The sequence below is a fragment of the Aeromonas encheleia genome (assembly GCF_900637545.1).
Classification (GTDB): Bacteria; Pseudomonadota; Gammaproteobacteria; order Enterobacterales; family Aeromonadaceae; genus Aeromonas; species Aeromonas encheleia.
Window position 1 is genome coordinate 4092486 of the sequence record NZ_LR134376.1, and the last position, 25415, is coordinate 4117900.

Below are 25415 nucleotides of genomic sequence, written 5' to 3' on the forward strand. Positions count from 1 at the left end.
GCGCCATGGCTGCCTCTCTTTGTACACCTCATTTCGTTAAACATTTCCAATGTGTAGGGGATCGCTGTGAAGATAACTGCTGTCATAGCTGGACCATCAGCATCGACAAGAAGACCTTCCGTAACTACGAGCAACACGCCGATCCCACGGTGAAATCCCTGAGCAAGCTGCATATCCGCAAGGTAAAGATGAGCAATGAGCGCTGGGGGGAGATCACACTGGATGAGCAGGGCGCCTGTCCCTTCCTCGATGAGAACCGCCTGTGCCAGATCCACAGCAAGGCCGGGCCACAGGCGCTGAGCCATACCTGCAAGACATACCCCAGATCCCAGGCTCGTATCGGCAACCAGATCAAACAATCCCTGATGCTCTCTTGCCCCGAGGTGTGCCGGCAGTTGCTGCTCGATCCCATGGCGATGCAAACCGAAGTGACCCAGCTGGATCAGCGCCTGCCGTTTGTCTCTCCCCCCTCCACAACCATGGCAACCCTGCACAGCCTGAGTATCCATGTGTTGGCGGCCACGGATGTCCCCACCGAGATCCGCCTGTGGCTCATCGGCATGCTGATCCACCGGGATCCGACTCAGCTGTCACACGAATCCTTCCTGGATCAGGTGGCTATGCTGGCCGAACGGGGAGAGCTCCTCACCATGTTCGATCAACTGCCTATCTTGCCCAAGTTACAGTGGTGGGGACTAAGAACCATCACGCACCAATTGTTGGCTTATTCACAGGGAGGGGGAAAGCGGGGACGCCAGACCATGCAACACTGCCTCGACAAGATCAATCAGCTGCTGGAGGGGATATATGATGAGGGCAAACTCGTGCTATTGCAGCAAACCTGGCACAACAAGGTCGCGCCCTTCTTGGCAGCCCGACCCCAGATACTGAACAACTACCTGCTCTATTACGTCTATCACCACAACTTCCCGCTGTTGCAGAACACCCAGTTCCAGGCCTATCAGTTGCTGGTGATAGATTACTTCCTACTGCGCAACTATCTGTGCCTGCTGGCCATGGACAAGGAGCTGGAAGAGCAGGACGTCATCAACCTCTTCTATAGCTACCACACCATACGCCAGCATAATGCAGGCTTTCTCAAGACGGTGGAGCAAGGGCTGAGTGAATCTGGTTTTGCGTCGGACCTCACCCTCTATGCCTTGCTGAAACCCTGAAAAAAACCGCCAGCAATCTGCATGGCGGTTTTATTCTCAAACTTTCATTTCGGCCCTACACCAACAGCGCAACCACGTTCTGGCGTGACACATTGGCCTGGGCCAGCAGGCCGGACATGGTGCCCATGAAGCCACCCTCCTTGAGTTGCAGGCTGAGCTTGCCTTGCAACTGCTCCAGCTCTTCCTGCTGCAGGTTCTGGCTGCGCGCCTTGACTCGGTCGAGCTGCTTGATCATCTTCTGGCGAAACTGTTTCAGATCCCGCACCGACTGTTCGATCTCGCCGAGCAAACGCTTCAAACGCTGCTGCTCCTGCTTGAGTTCCCCCTTGTCGAGCCCCTCGCCGAGTTGAGTCAACTGCCCGGCCTTGGGCTTGAACTGCACCGGGACCGGGTTGCCTGCGGGGATGCGAATACCCTCCCCGCTCAGCAGCACGGGTTCATCCAGCTTGCGCCTGTGCTGCTCAGGCACACTCAGCTCCAGTTTGCCCAGCTCGTTCAGCCGTGCCTGAATATGTTCCTTGCGCAATGCCCGATCCAGACGAGAGGCGGTTTCCGACTCGCTGGCACCGGCGGGCAGCACCACCTCGACGGCACTGCTGGTCTGTGGGAATGAGAAGACCAGCCGTTCGGCGCTCGACTTGGGGCTCAACAGATCGAGCCTGTCCGCGCTGTAGTGCATCCGGCTGTCCATGGCCGATGTCAGTAAACGAGGTTTGAGCTCCGCCGTCAGCGGCGCCTTCGGCTGGGTCAGCTTATCTTCCAGCAGCTTGAGGCGGGAGACCTGCTCCCCGCTCGCCGTCCGATTTTGGCCGAGCTGCTGCTCCAGCCGTTTCAACTCACCCCAGACTTGGCTCAGGGCCTGCTCGCCTCCCTGGGCATGGGCGATGCGCTGCTGGGCCGTGCCGATCAGCGCCCAGCGGTCCAATCGGATGACATTGGGCTGACGTTCGCTGCGGCTGGCTTGCGGTGAGGTGGCCGGAGCAGTCGAACGTCCACGCAGCTTGGGCTGGGCCGATGTTTCGGCCACACCGCCCAGACGGGTTTGTTGAATCTGCATCCTGGCTCCTTGACAGACTTAGGGCATGTAATTGAACAGGCTCAGACCGTTCACCTTGGCGAAGGCCTGTTGCTGCACCTGCAGGGCCATCAGTACATGAGCCTGCTGGGTCACGGCGCCCGCATAATCGAGGGACTCTATCTGATTGCTCACTTCCTTGCTATACGTGCTCTTCTCGGCATGACCTTCGTCGACCTGATCCAGCAGATTGATGCGCGCCCCGATGGAGCTGACCATCTGGCTGATGTCATCCTGCAGCGTCTGGCTGCGATCCAGCATGACCCTTGCCTGATCCGCAGCATCCGGTGCACCGCTCTCGAAGGCGGTAACCATCTCGTCCAGTTGCTTGAAGAAATCCCCGTTCTGGATGAACAGCTTGTCGGCGGTATGATTGAGCTCCACCGTCACCCCTCTGGCGATGCCGACTTCACGCACCAGCGCATCCCCCTGATAGGAATAGTCACCGCCGGGTCCCTTGACGATGGGAGTCTTGTCCACCTGGCTACCACCAAACAGGCTGGAGCCGCTCTCGTTGCGGGCATTGGCCAGATCCAGCAGCCCATCCTTGATGATGGCCGTTTCGCTGGCAACGGCGCGACGGTCATCCTCCGAGAGGGAGCCGTTGGCCGCCGTCTGGGTCAATTCGCGCAGACGACTCAGCATGTTTGTCATGGTCTCGAGCTGGATCTCCCCTTGTGACAGCTGGCTCTTGGCGTTGGCGATGTTCTTCTGGTACTGCTCCATCGCCGTCTGCTCTTTCTTCAGGCCGAGCAGCTGCACGCTGCCGACGGGATCGTCGGAGGGTTGCAGGATTCGCTTGTTGCTCGAGATCTGACGATCGAGTCGGGCGTATTCACCGAAGCCATGTTGCAGGTTATCGAGCATGCTGAGCTGGATCTGGTTGGTACTGATACGCATGGTCGCTCCGTCAGAACATGTTCAGGATGGAATTGAAAAGCTGATCCGAGGTACTGATCACCTTGGCGTTGGCCTGGTAGGCCTTGGTGTAGGCCATGATCTTGACCCCCTCTTCATCGGTGTTGACCCCGCTGACGCCGCTCAGCTTGGTGGCCAGCTGCTTCTCCATATTGGCATCGGCCTCCATGGTAGCCTTGGCCTGACCGCTCTGCACCGCCATGCGGCCGAGCAGGGCGCTGTAGGCGTCATACTGGCTGTCCTTGATGGTCAGCAGCTCCTGCAAGTTGCGGTTATCGCCGTTGCCACCCCCCGCCTTGGCGAAGGCCAGGTGATCGCCGGTAAAGCCATCCGCTACCTGCAGGGTGCCCGAGGGGTTGAGGGGATCGTAACTGAACAGGGGTTTACCCGGATCGCCGTTCAGATCGACCCCGCCCCCCTGCTTGGCATTGAAATCATCCGCCAGCTTCTTCGCTATCTGATTCAACTCGGTACGCAAGGGCCGCAACACAGTCGTGCGATACTCCAACACCCCGGCCAGGGTCCCCCCTTGTAACTTGGGAACCTCGAAGGATTGCGGACCAAAGTGGAGGCTCAGGGTGTCACCAGCCAGGGAGAGGGTACTGCTGCTGCCCGCCAGCACCAGCGGTTGACCCTGAGGCAGGCTCAGGGAGAAGGAGCCGTCACTCTGCCGATTGACCCTGACCTCCATGAAGGTCGACAGCTCGCGCACTATCTGCTCACGGCTGTCTTCCAGCACCGAGGTATTGACCCCCTTGGAGGCCTGCTCGCCGATCTGGGTATTCAGCTCGGCCACCTGTTTCAGGTAGCTGTTGACCTGGGAGATGGTGCTGCCCAGTTGATCATCGATCTGCTTCTCCTGGGTCAGCAGGCTCTCGTTCAGCTGGCCGAAGCGATTGGCAAGCGCCCCGGCAGAGCTGACGATCTGGCTGCGCTGCGCCGGCGTCTCCGGACTGTCGAGGGCGGCATTAAGGGAGGCAAAGAAGCTGTCCAGCCCCTTGGCGATATTCATCGATTCACTGCCAAGCAGTTGCTCGGTGGTGTTGATGTACTGATGAAACGCATAGGATGAACCGGTCGAGGAGCGGCTACGCCAGTGTTGGGACACCAGGTAATCATCGGTGATCCGGCGAACACCGGTCACCTCCACCCCCATGCCGTTATCCAGTCGACCAAAACCGGACAGGCTGCCCATCATGGCCTCCTGGCGGCTGTAGCCGACGGTATTGACGTTGGCGATATTCTGGGCGGTGACATTGAGCGCGATCTGAGCCGCGTTGAGTCCGCTAAAACCGATATTGAGCAGCGACATCAGTCAATCTTCCTCATTTTTGCCGAATTCAGAGGCTGACTGAAGGCAGCCAGGGTCTGCTGTTCTGAAGCGACCACTGGCTCGGCATTCTTTAATGTCGGGGCAAGCTGATTGACCATCTGTTCTTTCAGTCCCATGCCGCCCCGCTTCACCAGACTCATCGCCAGCTGGCTGTCGTACATGTCGCGGTAGAGCGCTTCTCCCTTGATGAGCTTGTCATCTTCATCCTGCATGGCATCGGAGGCCGAGCGCATATGCTTGAGAACGGTTTGCAGGAAACTCACCTCGAACTGGCCAGCCGCCGCCTCCAGGGCCGCGCGCTGATCCGGGTTGCTCTTTATCTGCTGCAGTTCATTGAGATCCTGATAGAAACCAGGCTCTGACGTTATCTTGGTCATATGGATATCCTTAGATGACAACCAGCTCTCCTTCGAGGGCTCCCGCCTCATCGAGGGCTTGCAGTATGGCCATGACATCATCCGGGGTCGCCCCCAGCGAATTCACTGCCTTGACGATCACCTCCAGCGAGGTTCCCTCCGGCCAGACGAACATGTTGTTACGCTCCCGGTCAACCTGGACCTGCGAATTCGGGGTCGTGGTAGTTCGGCCGTTGGAGAAGGCATTGGGCTGACTGACCGTCTTACTCTCGCCTATGGTCACCGTCAGGCTGCCGTGGCTGACCGCGGCCTTGCGCACCTTGACCCCTTGCCCCATCACGACGGTGCCGGTGCGGCTGTTGAAGACGACCCTGGGCCGCTCCTTGCCCATGTCCACCTGAATATCCTGCAGCAAGGCCATGAAGGAGATCCGCTGACTCTCGTCACGGGGGGCCGCAATCTGAATGCGCCCGGCGCTGACCGCCTTGGCAACTGGCCCCAACTGGCGGTTGATCTCCCGTTCAACGTTGCGTGCCGTCTTGAAATTTGGCTGATGCAGATTCAAGGTGACCTCGGGTTTGTCCGCAAAATTGCTGACCGCCTCCCGCTCGATGATGGCACCGTTGGGGATGATGCCCGCCGTTGGCACATTGATGGTGACGGACGAGCCTGACTGCCCCTCCGCCTTGACCCCGGCCACCACCAGATTGCCTTGGGCAACGGCGTAAACCTCACCGTCGATGCCGCGCATGGGGGTCAACAGCAGCGACCCCCCTCTCAGGCTCTTGGCATCGCCGATGGAGGTCACGGTCACATCCACCAGTTGCCCCTTGCCGGCCAAGGCCGGCAGGGTCGCCTGCACCGACACGGCGGCGACGTTCTTGAGTTTGGGATCGATGTCATCCGGCAGTTGCACGCCGAACTGCTTGAGCATGTTGGTCATGGACTGACCGGTGAACTTGACCTGGCTGCGATCCCCGGTGCCGGAGAGTCCGACCACCAGGCCGTAACCTACCAGCTGGTTGGTTCTCATCCCCTGCACGTCGGCGATGTCCAGCAGGGCTCGCTTGGCAGGGGCGGCAGCCCCCGCCACACCCGACAGGGAGAGGCAGAGCAAGGCGATACACCATCTGTTCATGTGGATCCTCACAGGGGGGCAAACGCGGAGCTGAAGAAACGCGACAACCAGCCCATCTGGTTGCTGTCGGCAAGGGCACCGCGACCCGCATAGGTGATGCGGGCATCGGCGATGCGCTGGGAAGAGATGCGGTTGCTCTGACTGATGTCCTCGACCCGCACCATGCCCCCCAGGCGAATGTATTCATCCCCCTGATTGAGGCGTATCCATTTCTCCCCCCGGATCCCCAGCACCCCGTTTGGCATCACTTCCGCCACGGTAACGGTAATGGCCCCCGCCAGGGTGTTTTGCTGGCTGGAGGTGGCTCCGCCGTCAAAGTCCCGATCGGCATTTGCCGAGAGACCCCAATCGGGCCTGGACACACCACCAATGGAGGGGGCGGGCACATTGATGCTGCTGCTCTTGTTCGTGCTGGTGTTGGCTTTCTTGCTGGATTGAGTCCGCTCCTCCAGCATCACGGTCAGGATATCGCCGATGCGATAGGCACGGCGATCCTGAAACAGCGTCATCATGTAGTCACCACGATAGAGACTGCCATCCTCTCCCATGCCTGTCTTCGTCATCTTGGAACGGGAGGGAGCCCATTTTTCATCTCCGGGCTCAGGGGCCTGCAGCTCATAGGTGGAGCATCCCCCCAGCAGCAGGAACAATCCGAACCAACACCACATCGATCTCTTCATCACCATCACAGCGCCTGGGTCACGAACTTGAGCATCTGATCGGCGGAGGAGACCACCTTGGCATTCATCTCATAGGCGCGCTGGGTGGTGATCATGTCCACCATCTCCTCCACCACGTTGACGTTGGAACTCTCCAGGGTGAACTGCTTGATGGCGCCCATGGCCTCTTCCCCTGGGACACCTTCGATGGCCTCACCGGACGCGCCGGTTGCACGATAGAGGTTACCCCCCAAGGCTTCCAGCCCGGACGGGTTCGAGAAGTTGGTCAGGGTAATGCGCCCCAGCTCCACGTTCTCTTGCTGGCCTGGCAGGGTGGCACTCACTGTCCCATCCGTGCCGATGGCCACCTTGGTCGCGTTGTCCGGGATCTGGATCTGCGGCAGCATGGGCAGGCCATCGGAATTGACCAGCAGACCTTCCGCGCTGCGGTGCCACTGACCATTGCGGGTGTAGGCCGTCTCGCCATCCGGGCGCTCGACCCCAAAGAAACCGGCCCCGACGACGGCCATGTCCAGCTCCTGGTTGGTGTTCTGGAACTGCCCCGGGGTAAACACCTTCTGGGTGCCGACGACCCGTACGCCGTTCCCCATCTGGATGCCGATGGGCGACAGGTTCTGTTGATCCTGCTGGGCCCCCGGCTGACGCTGGACCTGATAGAACAGATCCTCGAATGCCACCCGATCACGCTTGAAGCCGACCGTGTTGACGTTGGCCAGGTTGTTGGAAATGCTGGCCATCTTGGCATCTTGTGCCGACAGACCCGTTTTACTCACCCACAGTGCTGCGTGCATCTTAGTTTCTCCACCTATTCATTCGAGCGCGCCGAGGCGCCCCATCAACTCTTGCTCACGGTCCGGCCAGGCCCACCGCGTTCAACTCTGTCAGCCCTGACCGGAGATCAGCCTGGCCCCTTGCCTAGCCTGATCGTCCGCGGTCTTCATCAACTTGACCTGCAGTTCGAAGTTACGGGTCAGCGACATGCTGCTGATCAGCTCGTCAACCGCGTTCACATTCGCGCCTTCGAGGAAGCCGGACGCCAGCACCACCTGCTCGCTGATCTCGGCATCCCCTCCCTGACGCTGACGGAATAGACCATCCAGCCCCTTCACCAGATCGGCCGGGTCTGGATTGACCAGCTTGAGCCGACCCACATCCAGGCGGGCCCCGCCCCCCGGCGGAGTGATGCTGAGGGAACCATCCTTACCAAAACTCAGGTCACGATAGGCTGGCAGCACCATTTCCCCACCGTCACCCAGCACCGGACGACCATTGAGGGTCAACAGTCCCTCGCCATCCACCTCCAGGTTGCCGGCACGGGTGTAAGCCTCCTTGCCATCGGCCGTCTGCACCGTGAGAAAGCCCTCGCCACGCACCGCCACATCCAGCTTGCGGCCCGTCTGCATCAGGGCACCGGGTTTGAAGTCGGTGCCCGCCAACTCCTCGCGGGCCATGACCCGGCTCGGATAACCATCACCGGTCAAGGCATAGGCGGAGGCCCGCTCAAAATCGGCCCGAAAGCCGGCGGTATTGACGTTGGCCAGGTTGTTGGCCCGGATTTGCTGGGCCATCAGGGTATGTTGCGCCCCCGACATGGCGGTATAGATAAGCTTTTCCACGCATCACGCCTTAGAAGGAGTTGAAGAGAACCTGAGTCATCTTGTCGGCCGAACTGATGGTCTTGGCGTTGGCCTGGTAGTTGCGCTGAGAGGTCATCAGGCTGACCAACTCCCCCGTCAGATCGACGTTGGATCCCTCATAGGCGCCGGCCGTCAGGGTACCCAGCGTCCCGGTGCCGGGGGCCCCCAGCACCGGCTGACCGGAGCTGAACGACTGCTGCCAGGTGGTGTTATTGGCCTGCAGCAGACCGTTGGGATTGGTGAAGCTCGCCATCACCACCTGACCCTGCAGCAGACTCTGGCCGTTGGTGAAGGTGGCGTAGACACCGCCATCGGCATCCACCCTGACCCCGGTCAGATCCCCGGCGGCATAGCCGTTGGACTGGTTGCGGGTGGCGTTGAAGTCGGAGGCATACTGGCTGACTCTGGCCAGATCCGCCTTGAGAGCGATGGGCTCTGCACCGGCGGGGGCCAGATTCAGCACCGGCGCCGTGGTCGGGATCTTCAGGGTGCCGTTGGTGTTGAACTCCATGGTCACCGGGGAACCGGTTTGGGTACCGTTGAAGGCGTAGTTGACCTGCCAGGCGTTGTCGCCCGTCTTCACAAAGTACTGGGTGACGGTGTGCTCAACGCCGAGGGAGTCATAGACCTTGCTGGACTGGGAGTAGCTGAAACTTTCGGATTTGGTGGGGTCGAACGGGTGCACAGTCTGATCGATGACGCTGGCATCCGCCTTGAGGTTGGCCACGAACTCCAAGCTGTCGGACGGCTTGGCGGGCAGGCTGCCCGCCTTGACCTGCACATCTCCCACCACACCCGACTGCAGTTCACCCGCCTCGTTGGTGGTGTAGCCCTGCAGGCGAGTCCCGTTGGCCGTGGTCAGATAGTTGTTGGCATCCCGCTGGAACATACCCGCCCGGGTGTAGGAAACCTGGCCATTGCTGTCTTTCTGTACGAAGAAGCCATTGCCGGAGATGGCCAGATCCAACCCCCGCCCCGTCCGCATCACGTCGCCGTTACGATCGAAGTTCTGAGAGACGTTGCTCATCTCGACCCCCCCGGCCTGACCACCACCGTAGATGGCGGCAAACTCGGCACGACTGGACTTGAAGCCGGCGGTACTGGCGTTGGCCACGTTGTTACTGATGACACTCAATTCCTGGTTTACGGCGCGCAGGCCACTCAATCCGATACTAAAAGACACAGTTTCGCTCCTATCTGATTACGCCGATTTACCAAACTGGACTGCGCTGAACAGCGGCACGTCCCCAACTCCGGCTACCTGCAACATGATTTCACCCGTGCCAGGCAGGCTGACCCGCTCGACCTTGCTGGCCACGTAATTCTTGGTGGTCGTGGCAACCCCGGCGAGGGAAGCCTTCACCTCGAAGCTGTACTCCCCAGCTGGCAGGGGGGGCAGCTCATAATCCAGCCCGCCAGGCTTGCTCTCACCCCAGCTCTTGGTCGCAACCAGGGTGCCGTGCTTGTCGTAAACCTTCAGCTCAACCAGATCGGCCGCACCGGTCAGCTCCACCTGCCCACGGATGGATTGTTCATCCTTCTGGCTCAGGGTCTGACTCGGCACCATTACCTCCTTGTCGATCAGCGCCGTGCTTTGCAGTACCTGCTGGGTATCCATCATGTTGATGGACTTTTGCTGCAGCACCTTGAGGCCCTCCACCCCTTCCACCATGCTGAACTGGGCCAGCTGAGTGACGTACTGGGCACCGTCGAGCGGATTGGTCGGATCCTGGTTCTGGATCTGGGCCACCATCATCTGCAGAAATTCGTTGCGTAGCTGGACACCCTGCCCTTCAGAGGGACCGTTGGCGGCGATTTCCGGGGTCGCGCTGCGCTGGCTGGCGCTGCGGGCGGTATCCAGGCTATTGACTTGAGGCAGGCTCATTTATGCCCCCTGACCCAGACGCAGCAACCCTTGCTGCATGCTGTTGATGCGATTGATCACCTCGACCGAGGTCTCGAAACCGCGGGAGGCGCTCATCATGTCCGCCATCTCCTCCACCGCATTGACGTTGGAGTAGTAGACAAACCCATCCCCGTCGGCCAGCGGGTTATTGGGCTCGAGACGCTTCTCGACCTGGCGATCCGACTGAACTATCCCCGCGATCTGCACCTGAGCGGCACCAAGCCCATCTGCATCCTGTACCCGCTGATAGAGGGTGGAGAACACCGGTTTGATGGCACGGAAGGCGGTATTTTCGCTGCCTGCGGCGCTGTCGACGTTCGCCAGGTTGGATGCCACTGTGTCGAGGCGGACGGTTTGCGCCCGCATGGCACTGCCGGCGATGTCATAGATTCGATTGAACGACATGATTAACGGCCCTCGATCGCCTTGGCGATCCCGGTGATTTTCATATTCAAGAAGGTGAGGCTGGTCTGAAAGTCGGTGGCATTGTTGGCAAACTTGCTCTGCTCCACACTGAGCTCGGCCGTGTTGCCATCCATGGAGACCTGGTAGGGAATGCGATAGAGGGGATGCTGCATGTCGGTGCTCATGGCCCCCTGGCTGATGGCATGGCCCTCATCACCCGCTGCAACTTGCTGGGCGACACGGCCGAGGATCGTCTTATAATCCACATCCCGAGCCAGGTATCCTGGGGTATCCACATTGGCCAAGTTCCCTGCCAGAATACGTGCCCGATCCGCCCGCACATCGAGAGCATAGGGGTGCACGCCAAGAGCGCTGTCAAATGAGATACTCATGCTTCATCCTTCTTATAAACCAGTCAGACCGGTGCATCCTTTATCAAGACTCATGCCAACCATGAAAACCCGTTATTTTCGCTGGCTACGGCGCCGACAGTGGCTGATAAGCCTGACAAAAGGGGAAGTGTTGTTTCCCGTATGGAAGTGGGCCAGCCTGTTGGGCATGCTCATGCTGGCACTCCCGCTGCGGGCCGCCCCCCTCTCCCTGTCGCAACAGCTGGAGGCGGGGTTGAAAGAGGACGCGACGGCGGCGCTCAACGACTATCTGCAACAGCAGGGTTGGCCCAGCCCGCAGGCCGAGTACCAGATCTGGCTCTCCCCTGCCGTCGCACACCTCCCCGCCTGCCAGCAGGCGGTGCGATTGCAGGCTGGTGGGCAGTATCGTCAGCCCTGGGGACGGCGCCCCTATCTGGTGGAATGCACAGAGCCAGCCTGGCAGTTGAGAGCCAGGGTCGAGGTCACACTGATGTTACCGGTCTGGGTCACGGCCCAGGAGATCCGGAAAGGGAGCGCCATCCAGGCCGGAGACCTGGTCGAGAAGGCACTGGATGTCAGCCGGCTGCAGCGGGGTTTCATCCCCACCAGCGAATCACTGGTGGGCAGCAAGAGCCATCGCCACCTCAGAATGGGCCAGCTGATCGGCGAGCTGGATCTGCAGAAAGCCTGGGCGGTGCAGGAAGGGGAAGGGGTGCTGATCCGGGCCGGTCAGGAGGGCTTCTCCGCCACCACTCGTGGCAAGGCACTGGAGAGTGGCGCCATAGGTGACGGGATCAGGGTGCGCAACAGCCAGTCCGGCAAGGAGATCCAGACCTGGATCATCGAGAAGGGAGAGGTCGAGACCCATTTTTGAGCCAGGAATCGAGTTTGATTTAAGTTGGGGCGCTCTTGGGTCGCCTGTCACAGATAGACCATCAGGAAATGACGTTATGAAAATCACCCGTACCGATCCGCTCTATGTCCAGACCCAGCCGCAACGCAAGCAGGATGCCGCGCCTGCTCAGTCACAACCAAGGACGAGCCATGGCGATGCCCGGATCAGCACCACGGCACAAACCATCAATCAGGCTAGGAGCCAGCTGGTCTCCACTTCGGACGTGGATATGGAGAAGGTGAACCAGATCCGGCAGGCCATCGGCGAGGGCAAGCTCGAGCTCGACATGGATGCCCTGAGCCAGGCCATCCTGGATATGCACCGCCGATGAGCATGACCCCCAAGCTGAGGGTCAAGCAGCTGATCGTCGGCATCCAGCAAGACTGTGGTCGCTACACCGATCTGCAGCAGTTGTTGCGAAACCAGCACGGTCTGCTGGCCAGCCATGATGTCGACGGGCTGACCGAGCACAATCGGCAACAGACCAAGCTGCTGGCCGACATCCAGCAACAGGCCCAGCAACGCTGCCAGCACCTGCTGGCGCTGGGACTCAAACCCGATGAGAAGGGAATGGCGACACTCATCACCAAGCTGCCCAGTCCGTTGCAACAGAGCGTCGGCGAGCAATGGCAGCGACTCGAGTTGCTGCTGCAACAATGTCGACGCCAGAACGAGCTCAATGGTCGTTTGCTGGCAGGACAGATAGAGACGATCAATACCCTGTTGGGCCAGGAGTCATCCTATGGCCAGCAGGAGCGCTTTCCCGATTGAATGCTCAGCGCCCTTGCAAGGCGCGATGACGCAGACTGGACAGCTCGTCCAGCTGACGCTGATCCCCTAGTTCCCGTTGCCGACGGGCCGCCAGTTCCCGCTTGTCCAGCAACAGCTCCAACCCCTTGACCCGACCAAACTGTTTGAGCAACTGCCCCTCATGGCGCGCCAGATCCAGACTGGCCAGGGTGGCCTGCTGCAACTGGTGTGCAAGCAGTTGGCTCAGTTGCCCCTGCATCTGCTGTTTGTTCTGCCACAGCAAGGGGTGAAAGCTGGCCGACCCCGGTTGCAGGGTCTCGATCACCTCTTGCAGCTTCCTGGCCCGTCGCTCCTCGCGTATCGCAACCTCGCGCAGGCGCTGTCGCTCCTTGCCCATGACGTCCAGCGCACCCTGTTGCAGCCCGAGGTAGGATTTCAGCATGTGGCTTCCTTAGACTCTGCCAAGCACTTGCTTGAGGCCGTTCATCACCTGCACGAAGGGGGTTTCCTCATAGATGCCCTGCTGCAGGAAGGCGGCGATGGCGGGATAGCGCTGCACCGCCTCATCCATCTGGGGATCGGCTCCCGGCTGATAGCCTCCCAGTGGCAACAGTTCACGCACCTGCTGATAACGGCCCCAGAGCTGGCGCAAGTTCACCGCCATGGCCTGCCACTCGGACGACACCACCTGCGGCATCACCCGACTCACCGAGGCCCCGATGTCGATGGCCGGATAGTGGCCCTCTTCCGCCAGTCGGCGAGTCAGCACTATGTGGCCATCCAGAATGGCTCTGGCCGCATCCACAACCGGATCCTGCTGATCATCTCCCTCTGCCAACACGGTATAGAAGGCACTCAGGCTGCCATCGGGATGAGTGCCGTTGCCCGCGCGCTCGACCAGTTGAGTCAACATGCTGAAGACCGAAGGCGGATAGCCCCGGGTGGCGGGAGGCTCCCCGATCGCCAGCGCGATCTCGCGCTGGGCCTGGGCATAGCGAGTCAGGGAATCCATCAACAGCAGCACGTCCTGCCCCTGTTCACGGAAATGTTCGGCGATGCGGTGACACAGCTGGGCCGCCCGCAGTCGCATCAGGGGGGATTGGTCGGCCGGGGCGGCGATCACCACAGCGCGCGCCAGGCCTTCCGCTCCCAGGCTGTGTTCGATGAACTCCCGCACCTCCCGGCCTCGCTCACCGATGAGCCCCACCACCACGATCTGGGCTGTCGTGTTGCGGGTCATCATCCCGAGCAACATACTCTTGCCCACACCTGAACCGGCAAACAGCCCCAGCCGCTGGCCCTTGCCAACCGTCAGCAAACCATTGATGGCGCGAATACCGACATCCAGTGGCTCGCGCACGGGAGTGCGCAGCAGCGGATTGGGGGGAGAGGCAAACAGGGGAACCCGTTCCCCTGCTTCTTTCAGGGGGCGGCCATCCAGGGGTTGCAACAGACCATCGAGCACCCGCCCGAGCAGATGATCACCAACCAGGATCGTCTCTTCCCCATCGATGGGCAGCACCCGGGCACCAGCATAGAGACCGCTCATAGGCTGCAATGGCATCAGGTAAGAGACATCCCGGTTGAAACCGACCACTTCTGCCAGCAGCGACTCACCCGTCGCCGAGTCCACCCGGCAGCGCTGCCCCATCACCAGCTGACAGCCCACCACCTCCAGGGTCAGCCCGGTGACCCGCACCAGACGGCCATAACGGCGAAAGCCGGGGATATCATCCAGATTTCCCAGGGCTGAGGTCAGCGCCTGCTGCAGCTCCTCATGCATCCTGCGGCAATGCCAGACTGGCGTTGAGCTGGCCGAGACAATGATCTAGTCGCTCCGCCGTGTTGATCTCGATCACTGCGGCGCGGGTCTCGATCCTTGCGTCCCCGACCTCCAGTGTCGCATCTATCTGTAGCGGCCACTTCTCGCAGCGGGTCACCCCCTGCTCGGCCAACCGCTGACGATCCCCTGCACTGAGGTAGATGACCAGCTCTTCCACTTCGTTTGGCAGGGCCGCCAGGGCTTGCTCGACCTGACTGAGCACCTGTTGCGGATTGAGGGTAAATTCGGCCTGGATCACCCGCTTGGCAACCTGGGCGACCAGTTGGGCGATCAGCTCTTTCTGCTCCTGCATGCGGGCCCGGGTCAGGGATTCCCACTGCTGTTGCAACTTGGCGAAGGGGATCATGGCCTGATCGAATGAGGCCCTGCCCTCGGACAGCCCCTGTGCCAGGCCACGCACCTGACCCTGTTGCAGACCCTTGGTCTCCCCTTCGATCAACCCGCTGGTCAGCCCTTGCTGGTAACCAGCCTGGTAACCTTCGGCCTGCCCCTGTTCCAGTCCTTGCTGGTAGCCATATTCGAACTGTTCCTGCTGACTCTGGGCCTCTTCCCCACTCTGCCCCAATGTGGGGAAGCGGTAGAGACGGGTGGCGCCTGCCGCCAGTTTGCGCACATGCTGACTCATGCCTGTCTCCTGTTAGCTGACCGTCGGTTCTTCGAACAGCTGGAACTCGATCTCGCCCTGCTCCACCAGCTCCCTTACCAGTTGCATCACCTCTTCCCGTGCCTGCTCCACCTTGCGCAGGGAGACGCTGCCCTGATCCTGGATCTGGGCCTCCAACGCCTGTGCCATCCGCTTCGGCATGGCGCCCAACACCACCTTGCGAAAGCCCGCCTCGGTATTTTTCAGCGCCAGGGCCAGCAGCTCGGCCGGCAGTTCCTGCACCAGACGCTGCAGGGTGTCGTCGCTCTGACGACGCAAGGCCATGAAGTCGAACATGTTCTTCTCTATCTCGAGCGCCATGTCACCGTCGTGTTCCCGCAGCAGGGAGAGCATCTGCTCCTTGTCGCCCTGATAGCGGTTCAGGATGTCGGCCACCTGCCGCACCCCGTTTACCTTGGCGCCAGATTGATCGGCCACATAGGCTAGGCAGCGATCCAGGGTCAGTCGCAGTTCCCCCAGCACGTGTTCACTGACACTGCTGAGGCTGGCGACCCGTACCAGCAGATCGTCATGCACCGAACCGGGCAAGGCATCGAGTACGGCCGACGCCGTCTGGGGAGGAAGGAAAGCGAGCAACACCGCCTGCATCTGCGGGTGTTCATTGCGGAAGAAACGGGCGAGGACATCGGCAGGCACCCACTGCAGACGCTGGATATCCTGGCTCATCACATCGCCATACAGACTGTCAAGCAGGCTGCGGGAGAGACGCTGACCCAGCGCCAGATCCAGCGTCTGTTCAAGGTACTCTCTTGAGGCGCTGCCAATACCGCTCTGCTCGCGGTATTGATTGAAGAACTGTTGCAGCGTCCACTTCGCCTCGATCGAGCTCACACCGGACAGGCCTGCCATCTTGGAGATGAGGCTCTGCACCTCATCCCGCGAGAGTTTCTGCATCACCTTGGCGGCGGCCTCGGTCCCCATGCTCAGCAGCAGGATGGCGGCTTTCTCGAGGTTGTCGATATCGATGTCGACGGCATTCTGGTTCAGATTAACGTTGCTCATTACCACTCACCCATGATCTGACCACTTCTGCCACGCGGGCCGTGTCCTTCTCCACCAGCAGTTGCAGGTGCTTGAGCTGGACTTCCAGTTCAGAACCAGGTTCCGGCAGCTCCTCCAGATCCAGCGAAGAGAACTGGGGTTCCATCTTGTGTTCGGCATGGATCAGGCCATTGCTGGCCGATCTTCCCTCCAGCAGCGCATCGGCCTCACGGCGCATGGCGAGACCGACCGTGGGTTCCTGTGCCTCATCCTGCTCCTCCGATGGCTCTGCATCGGGATATTGCTGGGTGCGTACCAGGTGTTTTACCAGCGGCCGGATACCGAAGAACACCAGCGTCAGGCCCAGCAAGCCCCCCACCAGATAGCGCAGTGAATCCTGCCAGTACGGCGTCTCCAGCCAGCTGGACTCCGGCGGAGTGATCGGGGCAGCACCGGTAAAGTCGAACACCTGCAAGCTGAACTGATCGCCACGGGTAGTATCAAACCCTACCGAGCGCTCCACCATCTGCCGGATCTGCTCCAGCTGTTCGGCATTCCAGCCCTCCTTGGGGCCACTCTGCTGATTCAACAAGACGGATACGTTCATCCGCTCGAGTCGTCCCTGCTGATAGCGGGTGTGCACTATGGTGCGGCTGTTTTCATACTGCTTGCTGATTTCCTGGCGTTCGGTGCGGGTGTCGTTCTTGGCAGGCTCGGGCGTCGCAGCATTCCCCTGAGCCGCCTGATCAGCCGGAGGCGTCGTCTCGGGCGGACGATTGGAGAGTGCTCCCGGGATGCCGAGCGCCAATGCATCTATGGTCTTGTCAGACTTGTTGGACTCCTTGGTTACCACGCCTTGCGGATCCAGCTGCTGCTGAGTCTCTTCCACCGCATTGAAGTTGACGTCTGCTGCTATCTGTACCCGGAAGTTCCCCGTGCCCAGCATGGGGTAGAGCATGTCGCTGGCACGCTGGCGGATGTATTGTTCCAGCTTGCGCACATACTCCATCTGTTGGACACTCTGCTTGCCGAAGCCTGCCCGGTCTCCCAGCTCGGCGCTCAGCAGCTGGCCGGCCTGATCCACTATGGTCACGGCCCCCGGCTTCATGCCGGAGATACTGCCCGCCACCAGATTGGCGATCGCCTCCACCTGACCAGGCTCCATGGACTGTCCAGGCTGCAGATCCAGCATCACAGACGCGCTGGGTTTCTCTTCGTCACGGCCGACAAACAGGGTTCTCTTGGGGATGGCCAGGTGCACACGAGCACTGCGCACCGCGTCCAGCGAGATGATGGTTCTGGCCAGTTCCCCTTCCAGCGCATGCCGATAACGTGCACCTTCCATGAACTCACTGGTGCCCAGCCCGGTGACCGTATCCAGCCCTTCCAGACCGGCCGGCATGGCGGCTCTGACCCCACGAGCCGCCAGCGCCATCCGGATATGAGCCAGCTGATTTTCTGGCACCAGGATCTGGCCGGTGCTCTTCTCCAGCCGGAATGGCACCTGCTCCTTCTCCAGCATCTCCATGATGTTGGCCGTGTCGTAAAGCTCCTGCTTGCCGTAGAGGGGGACGTAGTTCTTGCTGGAGGTCCACAGGATCACCACTATGGTACCTGCGACGATCGCGGCCAGCAGGGCAATGGTCAGAATGGATTTGTTGTCGCGGGACAGCGTGCGCCAATTGCGCAGCCCTTCCTGGACCCGAGTCATGAAAGAGCCAGGAGACTCTTGGGTAGACGATACCAGTTCAGTCATTACCAACCTCAGAGCGGCATGCGCATGATGTCATCGAAACCCGCCATCAGCTTGTTGCGCACCTGCATCAGAGCGGAAAAACTGAGACCGGCTTTCTGACTGGCCACCATGGCCCCGACCAGATCGTCACTCTGACCCGCGTCGACGGCGGTCATCAAACTGGACGCGATATTTTGCTGCTCGTTAACGCGTCCGACGACGTCGCGCATGGCGTCGCTGAACGATACAGTCGATGCATCATTCGGCTCTATGGAAGGGGTTTGATTGGCGACACGCTGCATTTCCTGCATCTGCTGCAGGAGCGTCACCTGTGATGACATGATCTCAATCTTCACTCGGTTATCCCTTAGTTTTGAATCTGCTGCTCGACATCTATGCCCTGCTCACGCATGGCAGCCAGCTTGTATCTAAGCGCCCGGGTCGTCATCCCAAGGGCCTCAGCCGTACGAGTCCGATGACCACGAAAACGACGCAAGGTCTCTAGCACGAATTGAAATTCAGCATACCGCCTCGTCTCGCTGAGCCCTTCCGGCGCGGCGAGTGTCTCCGGTAACAGGTTGTCGGCTTCGACGGTGTAATGGGGCAACATCAAATCGACGGCCTGAATATGCAATCCGCGAGCCATAATTAAGGCCCGCTGGATGACGTTATCCAGCTCGCGAACATTGCCTGGCCAGTCATAGGCGAGCAGCTGTTTACACGCGCTCTCGCTCAGACGATAGCCCTGCTGTGCGCCGTAACGCTCGATGAAGTACTCGGCCAGCGGCAGGATGTCGTCTTGCCGTTCCCGCAACGCGGGCCAGCTCATGGGCAGAACATCGAGCCGGTAGAACAGGTCTTCGCGAAACTCTCCCTGTGCCACCAGATCCCGCAGATCCCGGTTGCTGGCGGCGATGATCCTTACGTCCAGCGCGATCACCTGATGGCTGCCCAGGCGTTCCACCTCTTTCTCCTGCAGCACCCGCAGCAACTTGGCCTGCAACGCCAGTGGCAACTCGGAGATCTCATCAAGCAGCAGGGTGCCCCCCTGCGCCAATTCAAACTTGCCCTGCTGGCTGGCAATAGCTCCGGTGAAGGCGCCCTTGCTGTGCCCAAACAAGATGGACTCGAGCATGGCCTCCGGAATGGCCGCACAGTTGATGGCCACGAAGGGTTTGCCAACACGGCTGGACATCTCATGGATATAGCGAGCCAGGCGCTCCTTGCCCGTGCCCGACTCGCCGCCGATGAGGATGGTGGCCGAGGTCTTCGCGGCTCGCCTGGCGAGTTGCAGCACTTGCTGGCTCAGGGAGGAGGCCGCGATCAGGTTGGGAATGGCTTGACGCAGGCGCAGAGCTCCCCTGACCACCTCGATCATCTGTCGCGGGCTGAAAGGCTTGATGATGTAATCGATGGCGCCGGCCCGCATGGCTTCCGCCGCCAGATAGGCCTGATGCTCATTGACCATGATGATGCAGCTGGTAACGGCCAGTTGATGCATCACGGAGGGGCCCGCCTCGGTCATGGCCGCCATGTCGAGCAGGATCAGATCGACCGTGTGTTGGGAGAGAAATGTTTTCGTTTGAGGAAGGGAATCCAGGCAGGAAACACGATAGCCAGAATTCAACAATATCTCCTCAATGTCGTTTCCATTTGATAACGATGGGGAGACAAATAATAGATGTGGCAGCGCTTCAATACCGAGTGATATTGAACTTTCCTTGATAGATGAATCAAAAAGCATATAAACCCGAACCTGTGATTGTACATGAATCAATCAACAGAACTGACGTGCAAAAATAAAAACGCACCACGACAAGAGCAACGCTTCTTAATGAGCGCTCGCTCTATATTAGGCATGGAAACAAGGCTGGAATCATAGCCTTGGTAACCCCGCTATCATTAACATCAATGCTGTTAGACCGGAGGCTTTGCGTCCTGACTTTTCAGTTCAGTTTGCCTTTATCATGCGACGATCCGTATTAGGATGGCATGGCTCTGTTGTCCCTAAAGCCATGTGACACATGTAGTTTGTTATATTTTGTAATATTGTTTTATTTTTTTTAACATGTCGTTACGTCAAAAGCCGTCACATGATAACGGCTTTATAAGACAATTCAAGCGGATATGCGGAATAGCCTCTTCCTGCTAGCCTGCATGACTGGCAATTCAACTTCAGCCTAGAGTCCCAATAACCTCGACCCGCAAATCTTCCGGGATCTCGTTATAAGAGAGTACTTTGAGACCTTTTGAGAAAGAGCGGGCATAACGGGCGATCAGCGGTCTGAGCTGGGGCATGACCACTAATACGGGAGCATATCCCTGTTGCTGCAACTGCTCCTTCACCAGCGGCATATTTTGTTGCAATTGCGCCAATAACTGGGGATCGACCGGGAAGCTGTCCAGCTGGATTTTTCCCTGCTGCTGGGACTGATTCATCGCCGTCAACAGCGTCTGCTCCAGGCGATCGTCCAGGGTGAAGGCGGCCAGGATGTCACGCGAGCCTATCGCCTGCCTGACGATCTGACGCTTCAAGGCACAACGCACATCCGACGCCAGCAGGACGGGATCCTTGGTCAGCTCGCTCGCATCCAGCAAGGTGGTAGCTATGGTGCGGATGTCGATGAGGCTGATCTGCTCCTTGAGCAACTGGCGGAAGACCCGCAACTGCTGCATCTGGGTCAGGGCCAGATTGAGTTCTTCCGCCAGGCGGGGAGACTGAATGGCCAGATATTGGCCCAGTTTGCCCACCTCATCGTGACCAAACAGCGCATCGAGCTGCTCTCTGAGTAGCTTGCTGGCATGGGTAGCGATGACGGTGGCAGAGTCGACCACCGAATAGCCCAGGTTGAGCGCCTTGGCCTTGTTGTCCGGCGAAATCCAGACCGCACTCATGCCGTAGGCCGGGTCCTGGGTGAGCTCTCCATCCAGCGTACCGTATGTTTCTCCGCTGCTGATGGCCATCAGCCGCTGGCAATCCACATTCCCCATGGCCAGGGCGATGCCGGACAGCTTGATACGATATTGATCGGGTTGCAGTTGCAAGTTGTCACGTACCCGAATTTCCGGCAGCAGGAAGCCATATTGCTCGGAGAGGGTTTTTCGAATGCCGCGAACCCGGGCGAGTAACTCGGCCCCCTTGTCCACTTCCGCCAGCGGCACCAGCCGATAGCCGAGTTCGATGGCGACGGAGTCCACCGGTGGCAGATCCTGCCAATCCAGCCCCTGGGGCTCGGGTTGCACCATCTGCCGGGTCAGTTCCTGGGCCGCGTCCAGAGCCGGATCCTTGAGCCGACGCTTGCTCACGCTCCAGCCGGTCCATGCCAGTACGGCGGCGAAGCTGAGGAAGGCCAGCATGGGCATGCCAGGTACGAGGCCCAGCACCAGCATGATGATCGCCGCCGTGTAGATGACCCGGGGCGATGCCAGGATCTGCTGGCCAACCTGATCCGACATCTCCCCTTCGTCGCTGACGCGCGTCACTATGATGGCGGCGGCAGTGGACATCAGTAGTGAGGGGATCTGGGCCACCAGGCCATCACCTATGGTGAGCAGGGCATAGATCCGGAACGCATCGGAAACCGGCAGCGAGTGCTGGAAGATACCGATGGCCAGCCCCCCCACCAGGTTGATGATGAGCACCAGCAAGCCGGCGATGGCATCGCCACGCACGAACTTGGAGGCACCGTCCATGGCGCCGTAGAAATCGGCTTCCTTGGCGATCTCTTCCCGCCGGGCCCGGGCCTGGTGCTGATCCAGGGTGCCGGCATTGAGATCGGCATCGATGGCCATCTGCTTGCCCGGCATGGCGTCCAGTGTGAAGCGGGCGGAAACCTCGGAGATCCGCTCTCCCCCCTTGGTGATCACCACGAAATTGATGATCATCAGGATCACAAAGACCACCAGACCCACCACGTAGTTGCCACCGATGACCACTTCCCCAAACGCCTGGATGACCTTACCGGCAGCCTCATTCCCCTCGTGACCATGCAGCAGCACGACCCGGGTGGAGGCGACGTTGAGGGAGAGCCGCATCAGAGTCGCGACCAGCAGCACAGTCGGGAACACGGAGAAGTCGAGCGGACGACGGGCCGAGACCGAGACCAGCAGCACCAGCACGGCCAGCACTATGTTGAAGGTGAAAAGGGCATCCAGCAGCCAACCGGGCAGGGGCAGGATCATCATCGCCAGGATCGCCAACAACATCATGGGGATCGCGGTATAGGATTGGGTCAATACACGCCAGTTCACAACTTACCTCTCAGGTTGACGTAACTCGGGCGGCACATGCAAAGGGGCAAGGGAATGGGGCTTCTTGCCCTTGCCAGCCTCATAGGCCCGTAGCTGCAATACGTGATTCAATACATAGGCGACTGCGGTGTACAGGCCCGCTGGCACTTCCTGATCAACCCGGGTGGAGTAGTAGATGGCCCGGGTCAGATCCGGCAGGCTCATCACCATCTTGTCGTGCTGCTTCGCCACCTGGCGGATCCGCTCCGCCATGCTGTCTACCCCCTTGGCGATCACAAAGGGCGCATTGGCCCGCTCGGGATCATATTTGATGGCCACCGCATAATGGGTCGGGTTCACGATGATCACATCCGCCTGCGGAACCCGCTGTTCGATACGGGCACGCGCCAGCATGCCCTGTACCTGGCGGATCTTGGCCTTGATCTCCGGGCGCCCCTCGCTGTTCTTGTGCTCGTCCTTGACCTCCTGCTTGGTCATCTTTAACTGCTTGTTCAGGGACCAGCGTTGGTAAGGCACATCCAGCACGGCGATCAGCATCTGCACGCTGCCAAGCAAGATAAATGCCTGGGAGAGGATCCCCAGCGCCTGCTCCATGGCGGCCTGCGGTGGCATACGGTTCATCATCAGCAGCAGGGGCCACTGATGCTTGAGCAGCAGGGCCAGGGTGCCACCGATCAGCAGGATTTTGAGAATGGATTTCAGCAGCTCCATCAGGCTGTGGGAGGAGAACATCCGCTTGAGGCCTTTGAGCGGATTGAGTTTCTCGCCGCTGGGCATCAACTTCTTCCAGGCCAAGACCATGCCACCCGGCACTATGCTGAGCAGGATCAGCAACAGCCCCAGAAAACCGAACAGCGGCAGCAGCACCCACAACATGCCGACCAGGGCCTCCGCCGTCCAATGGATCATCATCTGCGGATCACGTGCCCCCTGCCAGTCGAAGCGTTGGGGGCGCTTCATCAGTTCGGCAAAGAACAGGCCAAAACTGGGCACCATCCATTGCATGGCCAGCCCCCCGAGCAGCAACAGACCAGCCGAGCTCAGCTCCTTGGAACGCGCTATCTGTCCCTCTTCCCTCGCCTTGCGCCGTTTCTGGGAAGAGGCCTCTTCGGTTTTGTCCTGGGCGCTGTTCTGACTCATACCGGTGTCAGCGCCTTGAGCTGGCTCAGCACATGGCTGACCAGATCCAGATAGCGAGCAGGTACCCCGCTGATGGAGATGGCCATGGTCAGCAGTCCCAGCAACAGGGTCATCGGGAAGCCCAGCGAGAAGATGTTCAACGAGGGGGCGGTGCGGTTCATCACCCCGAAGGTGAGATTGACCATCAGCATGGCGACCACGGCGGGCAACGTCAGGATCAGGGCCGCCCCGATACTCCAGCCGAACAGGCCAATCACCCCTTTCACATCCAGTGAATAGACGGAGGATCCTGGCGGCCAGCTGCGCAGGCTCTGCACCAGCACATCCAGAGTCACCAGGTGACCATTCAGGCCAAGAAACAGCAGCGAGCAGAATATCAACATCAACTGGCTGATGATGGGCGCCGTGTCGCCATTGGATGGGTCATTCATTACCGCCATCGCGAGCCCCATCTGCATGGAGAGGATCTGGCCCGCCATGGTCATGACCATGAACAGCATCTGGATGCAGAGCCCGAACAGCAATCCGAACAGCAACTGCTCCAGCGTCAACACCAGCGCCCCGGCACTGAAGGGATCGAGCGCCGGCATTCCTTTCAGCATGGGGGCAATCAACAGGCTGATGATGAAGGCCAAAAAAATGCGGACCTGAGCCGGGATACGACCATCACCAAACACCGGCATCACCCAGAAGGCAGCCGCGATACGAATAAAGGGCCACCACCACTGTCCCAGCCAGGCTGTCAGCTCGGTCGCACTGAGCGACAGCAGGGAGTTCATCCAATCAGTCCGGGGATCTTCTGAAACAGGTCGGCAAACAGGGTGGTGATCTGCGACAACAGCCAGTTGCCCGTGAAGATAAGCGTCATCAGGGTCACGATGAAACGGGGCAGGAAGCTGAGGGTCTGTTCCTGAATCTGGGTCGCGGCCTGGAAGATGCTGACCACCAGCCCGACGATGAGGCCTGGTACGATCAGCACCGAGACCATGACCACCACCAGATTCACGGCGCCACCGAGCAGGGCCACACTCTGTTCAGGGCTCACGTCAGCCTCCACCACCGAAACTGGCGGCCAGGGTACCGACCGTCATGGACCAGCCATCCACCAGCACGAAGACCATCAGTTTGAACGGCAACGAGATGATCAAGGGTGAGAGCATCATCATCCCCATCGCCATCAGCACGCTGGCAACCACCAGGTCGATGACCAAGAAAGGGATGAACAGCATGAAGCCTATCTGGAAGGCGGTATTCAATTCACTCAGCACAAAAGCCGGCAAGAGCACGCCGAATGGCACATCACTCTTGGCAAGGGTGGTGGGTTCCCCCGAGATACGCAGCATCTGCTCCAGATCCGGCTCCCGGGTCTGGGCCAGCATGAACTGGCGCAACGGCTTCTCCGCTCTGGCCAACCCCTCGGTCAGGGTGATCTCGTTCTGGTCATATGGCACGAAGGCATGCTGATGTATGTCAGTCCAGACCGGCCTCATGATCACCAGGGTCAGGATCAGGCTGATGCCGATCAATACCCGGTTGGGTGGGCTCTGCTGCAAGCCCATGGCCTGGCGCAGAATGGCCAGCACTATGATGATCCGGGTAAAGCTGGTCATCATCAGCAATAAGGTAGGTAATAGACCCAACAGGGTCATGAAGAAGAGGATCTGCAGCTTGATGCTGTAATCCTCACCTCCCGTGGCCCCCGGTGAGACCGAGAACAGCGTCATATCCGCCGCCCAGCTGGGCAGCGAGAACAGCAGCAGAGCAACCAGCAGGTAGCGCATCAGTCGTGCATACCGCCCAGCAGGTTGGTATCGACTACGTCGACCAAACGCAGTCCGTATTTGCCATTCACGACCACAACCTCACCCTTGGCCAGTAAACGGCCATTGACGCGTACGTCCAGCGGCTCACCCGCCAGCTTGTCAAGTTCGATGACAGCACCTTCCTCAACACGCATCAATTCACCCAGCGCCACTTCTGTGCTGGCGACTTCCAACGTCACCTTGACCGGGATCTGGTGGAAGAAGGAAAGATCGCGCTGCTTGCTGCTACTGGTGGGGGCCATGTAGTCGGCCGCACTCGGCATGCTGATATCATCACCAAACAGTTGATCCAGGCCATCCAGATCCAGCGGGTCATTCAAATTGTGTTCGTTCATGATT

The 25415-nt window shown here is 59.8% G+C and carries 29 protein-coding genes and 1 riboswitch; of the genes, 4 read left to right on the forward strand and 25 right to left on the reverse strand.

Annotated features, from left to right (window positions below; translation table 11 throughout):
* The first annotated feature begins 5 nt into the window (after positions 1-5).
* Positions 6-1175 carry a flagellin lysine-N-methylase gene (gene fliB, locus EL255_RS18970; RefSeq protein ID WP_197720910.1) on the forward strand — a complete coding sequence of 390 codons (1170 nt, stop codon included), beginning with the start codon at positions 6-8 and terminating at the stop codon, positions 1173-1175.
* Positions 1176-1230: 55 nt separating this feature from the next.
* Here fliB and EL255_RS18975 read toward each other — a convergent pair whose 3' ends face one another.
* The 12 genes from EL255_RS18975 to lfgB form a co-directional block, all read right to left on the reverse strand.
* Complete coding sequence (locus EL255_RS18975) at positions 1231-2232, reverse strand: hypothetical protein (RefSeq protein WP_042653241.1); 1002 nt, start codon at positions 2230-2232, stop codon at positions 1231-1233.
* 18 nt (positions 2233-2250) lie between these two features.
* A complete protein-coding gene (gene lfgL / locus EL255_RS18980; RefSeq protein ID WP_042653242.1) occupies positions 2251-3150 on the reverse strand; it encodes a lateral flagellar hook-associated protein LfgL in 900 nt (299 codons plus the stop codon).
* A 10-nt stretch (positions 3151-3160) separates the two neighbouring features.
* Positions 3161-4480 (reverse strand): lateral flagellar hook-associated protein LfgK, encoded by a 1320-nt coding sequence (lfgK, locus tag EL255_RS18985; RefSeq protein ID WP_042653243.1) that lies wholly within the window; start codon positions 4478-4480, stop codon positions 3161-3163.
* Positions 4480-4878 carry a rod-binding protein gene (locus EL255_RS18990; RefSeq protein WP_042653244.1) on the reverse strand — a complete coding sequence of 133 codons (399 nt, stop codon included), beginning with the start codon at positions 4876-4878 and terminating at the stop codon, positions 4480-4482. The genes lfgK and EL255_RS18990 overlap by 1 nt, the downstream gene beginning before the upstream one ends.
* 10 nt (positions 4879-4888) lie before the next feature.
* Positions 4889-5995: a lateral flagellar basal body P-ring FlgIL gene (gene fgIL / locus EL255_RS18995; protein ID WP_042653245.1), complete on the reverse strand. Its 1107-nt coding sequence runs from the start codon at positions 5993-5995 to the stop codon at positions 4889-4891.
* Positions 5996-6003: 8 nt separating this feature from the next.
* Positions 6004-6663, reverse strand: coding sequence for a flagellar basal body L-ring protein FlgH (gene flgH / locus EL255_RS19000; RefSeq protein WP_242380647.1), 660 nt, complete (start codon positions 6661-6663; stop codon positions 6004-6006).
* 17 nt (positions 6664-6680) lie between these two features.
* Positions 6681-7466 (reverse strand): lateral flagellar basal-body rod protein LfgG, encoded by a 786-nt coding sequence (gene lfgG, locus EL255_RS19005; RefSeq protein ID WP_042653246.1) that lies wholly within the window; start codon positions 7464-7466, stop codon positions 6681-6683.
* Positions 7467-7556: 90 nt separating this feature from the next.
* Positions 7557-8291: a lateral flagellar basal-body rod protein LfgF gene (lfgF, locus tag EL255_RS19010; protein WP_042653247.1), complete on the reverse strand. Its 735-nt coding sequence runs from the start codon at positions 8289-8291 to the stop codon at positions 7557-7559.
* Between the two features lie 10 nt (positions 8292-8301).
* On the reverse strand, positions 8302-9495 hold the full coding sequence (flgEL, locus tag EL255_RS19015) for a lateral flagellar hook protein FlgEL (protein ID WP_042653248.1): 1194 nt from the start codon (positions 9493-9495) through the stop codon (positions 8302-8304).
* Positions 9496-9513: 18 nt separating this feature from the next.
* Positions 9514-10197, reverse strand: a complete 684-nt coding sequence (locus EL255_RS19020) for a flagellar hook assembly protein FlgD (protein WP_042653249.1) — start codon at positions 10195-10197, stop codon at positions 9514-9516.
* Positions 10198-10623, reverse strand: a complete 426-nt coding sequence (gene flgCL, locus EL255_RS19025; protein WP_042653250.1) for a lateral flagellar basal body rod protein FlgCL — start codon at positions 10621-10623, stop codon at positions 10198-10200. It lies immediately after the preceding gene.
* Between the two features lie 2 nt (positions 10624-10625).
* Positions 10626-11015 carry a lateral flagellar basal body rod protein LfgB gene (gene lfgB / locus EL255_RS19030; RefSeq protein ID WP_042653251.1) on the reverse strand — a complete coding sequence of 130 codons (390 nt, stop codon included), beginning with the start codon at positions 11013-11015 and terminating at the stop codon, positions 10626-10628.
* A gap of 127 nt (positions 11016-11142) precedes the next feature.
* Here lfgB and lfgA point away from each other — a divergent pair, with 127 nt between their 5' ends.
* The 3 genes from lfgA (at position 11143) to lfgN (ending at position 12660) form a co-directional block, all read left to right on the forward strand.
* Positions 11143-11868, forward strand: a complete 726-nt coding sequence (gene lfgA, locus EL255_RS19035; RefSeq protein WP_269471663.1) for a lateral flagellar basal body P-ring formation protein LfgA — start codon at positions 11143-11145, stop codon at positions 11866-11868.
* A 76-nt stretch (positions 11869-11944) separates the two neighbouring features.
* Complete coding sequence (flgM, locus tag EL255_RS19040) at positions 11945-12220, forward strand: flagellar biosynthesis anti-sigma factor FlgM (RefSeq protein ID WP_042653253.1); 276 nt, start codon at positions 11945-11947, stop codon at positions 12218-12220.
* Positions 12217-12660, forward strand: a complete 444-nt coding sequence (gene lfgN, locus EL255_RS19045; RefSeq protein ID WP_042653254.1) for a lateral flagellar protein LfgN — start codon at positions 12217-12219, stop codon at positions 12658-12660. The genes flgM and lfgN overlap by 4 nt, the downstream gene beginning before the upstream one ends.
* A gap of 4 nt (positions 12661-12664) precedes the next feature.
* Here the strand turns inward: lfgN and lfiJ are convergent, their stop codons facing one another.
* From lfiJ to lfiN, 13 genes are all read right to left on the reverse strand, one after another.
* Entirely contained in the window at positions 12665-13081 is a 417-nt protein-coding gene (gene lfiJ / locus EL255_RS19050) for a lateral flagellar protein LfiJ (RefSeq protein WP_042653255.1), read from the reverse strand.
* Positions 13082-13090: 9 nt separating this feature from the next.
* The gene (lfiI, locus tag EL255_RS19055; protein ID WP_042653256.1) at positions 13091-14422 is read right to left on the reverse strand and encodes a lateral flagellar FliI-like assembly ATPase LfiI; all 1332 of its coding nucleotides are present in this window, start codon (positions 14420-14422) and stop codon (positions 13091-13093) included.
* Positions 14415-15107, reverse strand: a complete 693-nt coding sequence (gene lfiH, locus EL255_RS19060) for a lateral flagellar assembly protein FliH (RefSeq protein ID WP_042653257.1) — start codon at positions 15105-15107, stop codon at positions 14415-14417. Before lfiH ends, lfiI begins: the two co-directional genes overlap by 8 nt.
* Positions 15108-15119: 12 nt before the next feature.
* A complete protein-coding gene (gene fliGL / locus EL255_RS19065; RefSeq protein ID WP_042653258.1) occupies positions 15120-16148 on the reverse strand; it encodes a lateral flagellar motor switch protein FliGL in 1029 nt (342 codons plus the stop codon).
* The gene (fliFL, locus tag EL255_RS19070; RefSeq protein ID WP_084228326.1) at positions 16135-17883 is read right to left on the reverse strand and encodes a lateral flagellar M-ring protein FliFL; all 1749 of its coding nucleotides are present in this window, start codon (positions 17881-17883) and stop codon (positions 16135-16137) included. The genes fliGL and fliFL overlap by 14 nt, the downstream gene beginning before the upstream one ends.
* Before the next feature lie 8 nt (positions 17884-17891).
* Positions 17892-18218, reverse strand: a complete 327-nt coding sequence (lfiE, locus tag EL255_RS19075) for a lateral flagellar hook-basal body complex protein LfiE (RefSeq protein WP_084228327.1) — start codon at positions 18216-18218, stop codon at positions 17892-17894.
* 11 nt (positions 18219-18229) lie between these two features.
* Complete coding sequence (gene lafK, locus EL255_RS19080) at positions 18230-19492, reverse strand: lateral flagellar response regulator transcription factor LafK (RefSeq protein WP_269471676.1); 1263 nt, start codon at positions 19490-19492, stop codon at positions 18230-18232.
* A gap of 253 nt (positions 19493-19745) precedes the next feature.
* Positions 19746-19833, reverse strand: a riboswitch (cyclic di-GMP riboswitch).
* 204 nt (positions 19834-20037) lie between these two features.
* Positions 20038-22113 carry a lateral flagellar biosynthesis protein LfhA gene (gene lfhA / locus EL255_RS19085; protein ID WP_042653260.1) on the reverse strand — a complete coding sequence of 692 codons (2076 nt, stop codon included), beginning with the start codon at positions 22111-22113 and terminating at the stop codon, positions 20038-20040.
* A gap of 3 nt (positions 22114-22116) precedes the next feature.
* Positions 22117-23253: a flagellar biosynthesis protein FlhB gene (gene flhB / locus EL255_RS19090; RefSeq protein WP_042653261.1), complete on the reverse strand. Its 1137-nt coding sequence runs from the start codon at positions 23251-23253 to the stop codon at positions 22117-22119.
* Positions 23250-24032 (reverse strand): lateral flagellar biosynthetic protein LfiR, encoded by a 783-nt coding sequence (gene lfiR, locus EL255_RS19095; RefSeq protein WP_042653262.1) that lies wholly within the window; start codon positions 24030-24032, stop codon positions 23250-23252. The genes flhB and lfiR overlap by 4 nt, the downstream gene beginning before the upstream one ends.
* Positions 24029-24298, reverse strand: a complete 270-nt coding sequence (gene fliQ / locus EL255_RS19100) for a flagellar biosynthesis protein FliQ (protein WP_042653263.1) — start codon at positions 24296-24298, stop codon at positions 24029-24031. The genes lfiR and fliQ overlap by 4 nt, the downstream gene beginning before the upstream one ends.
* Position 24299: 1 nt before the next feature.
* Positions 24300-25034: a flagellar type III secretion system pore protein FliP gene (fliP, locus tag EL255_RS19105; RefSeq protein WP_042653264.1), complete on the reverse strand. Its 735-nt coding sequence runs from the start codon at positions 25032-25034 to the stop codon at positions 24300-24302.
* Positions 25034-25411, reverse strand: coding sequence for a lateral flagellar motor switch protein LfiN (gene lfiN / locus EL255_RS19110; RefSeq protein ID WP_042653265.1), 378 nt, complete (start codon positions 25409-25411; stop codon positions 25034-25036). The genes fliP and lfiN overlap by 1 nt, the downstream gene beginning before the upstream one ends.
* Positions 25412-25415 lie beyond the last annotated feature (4 nt).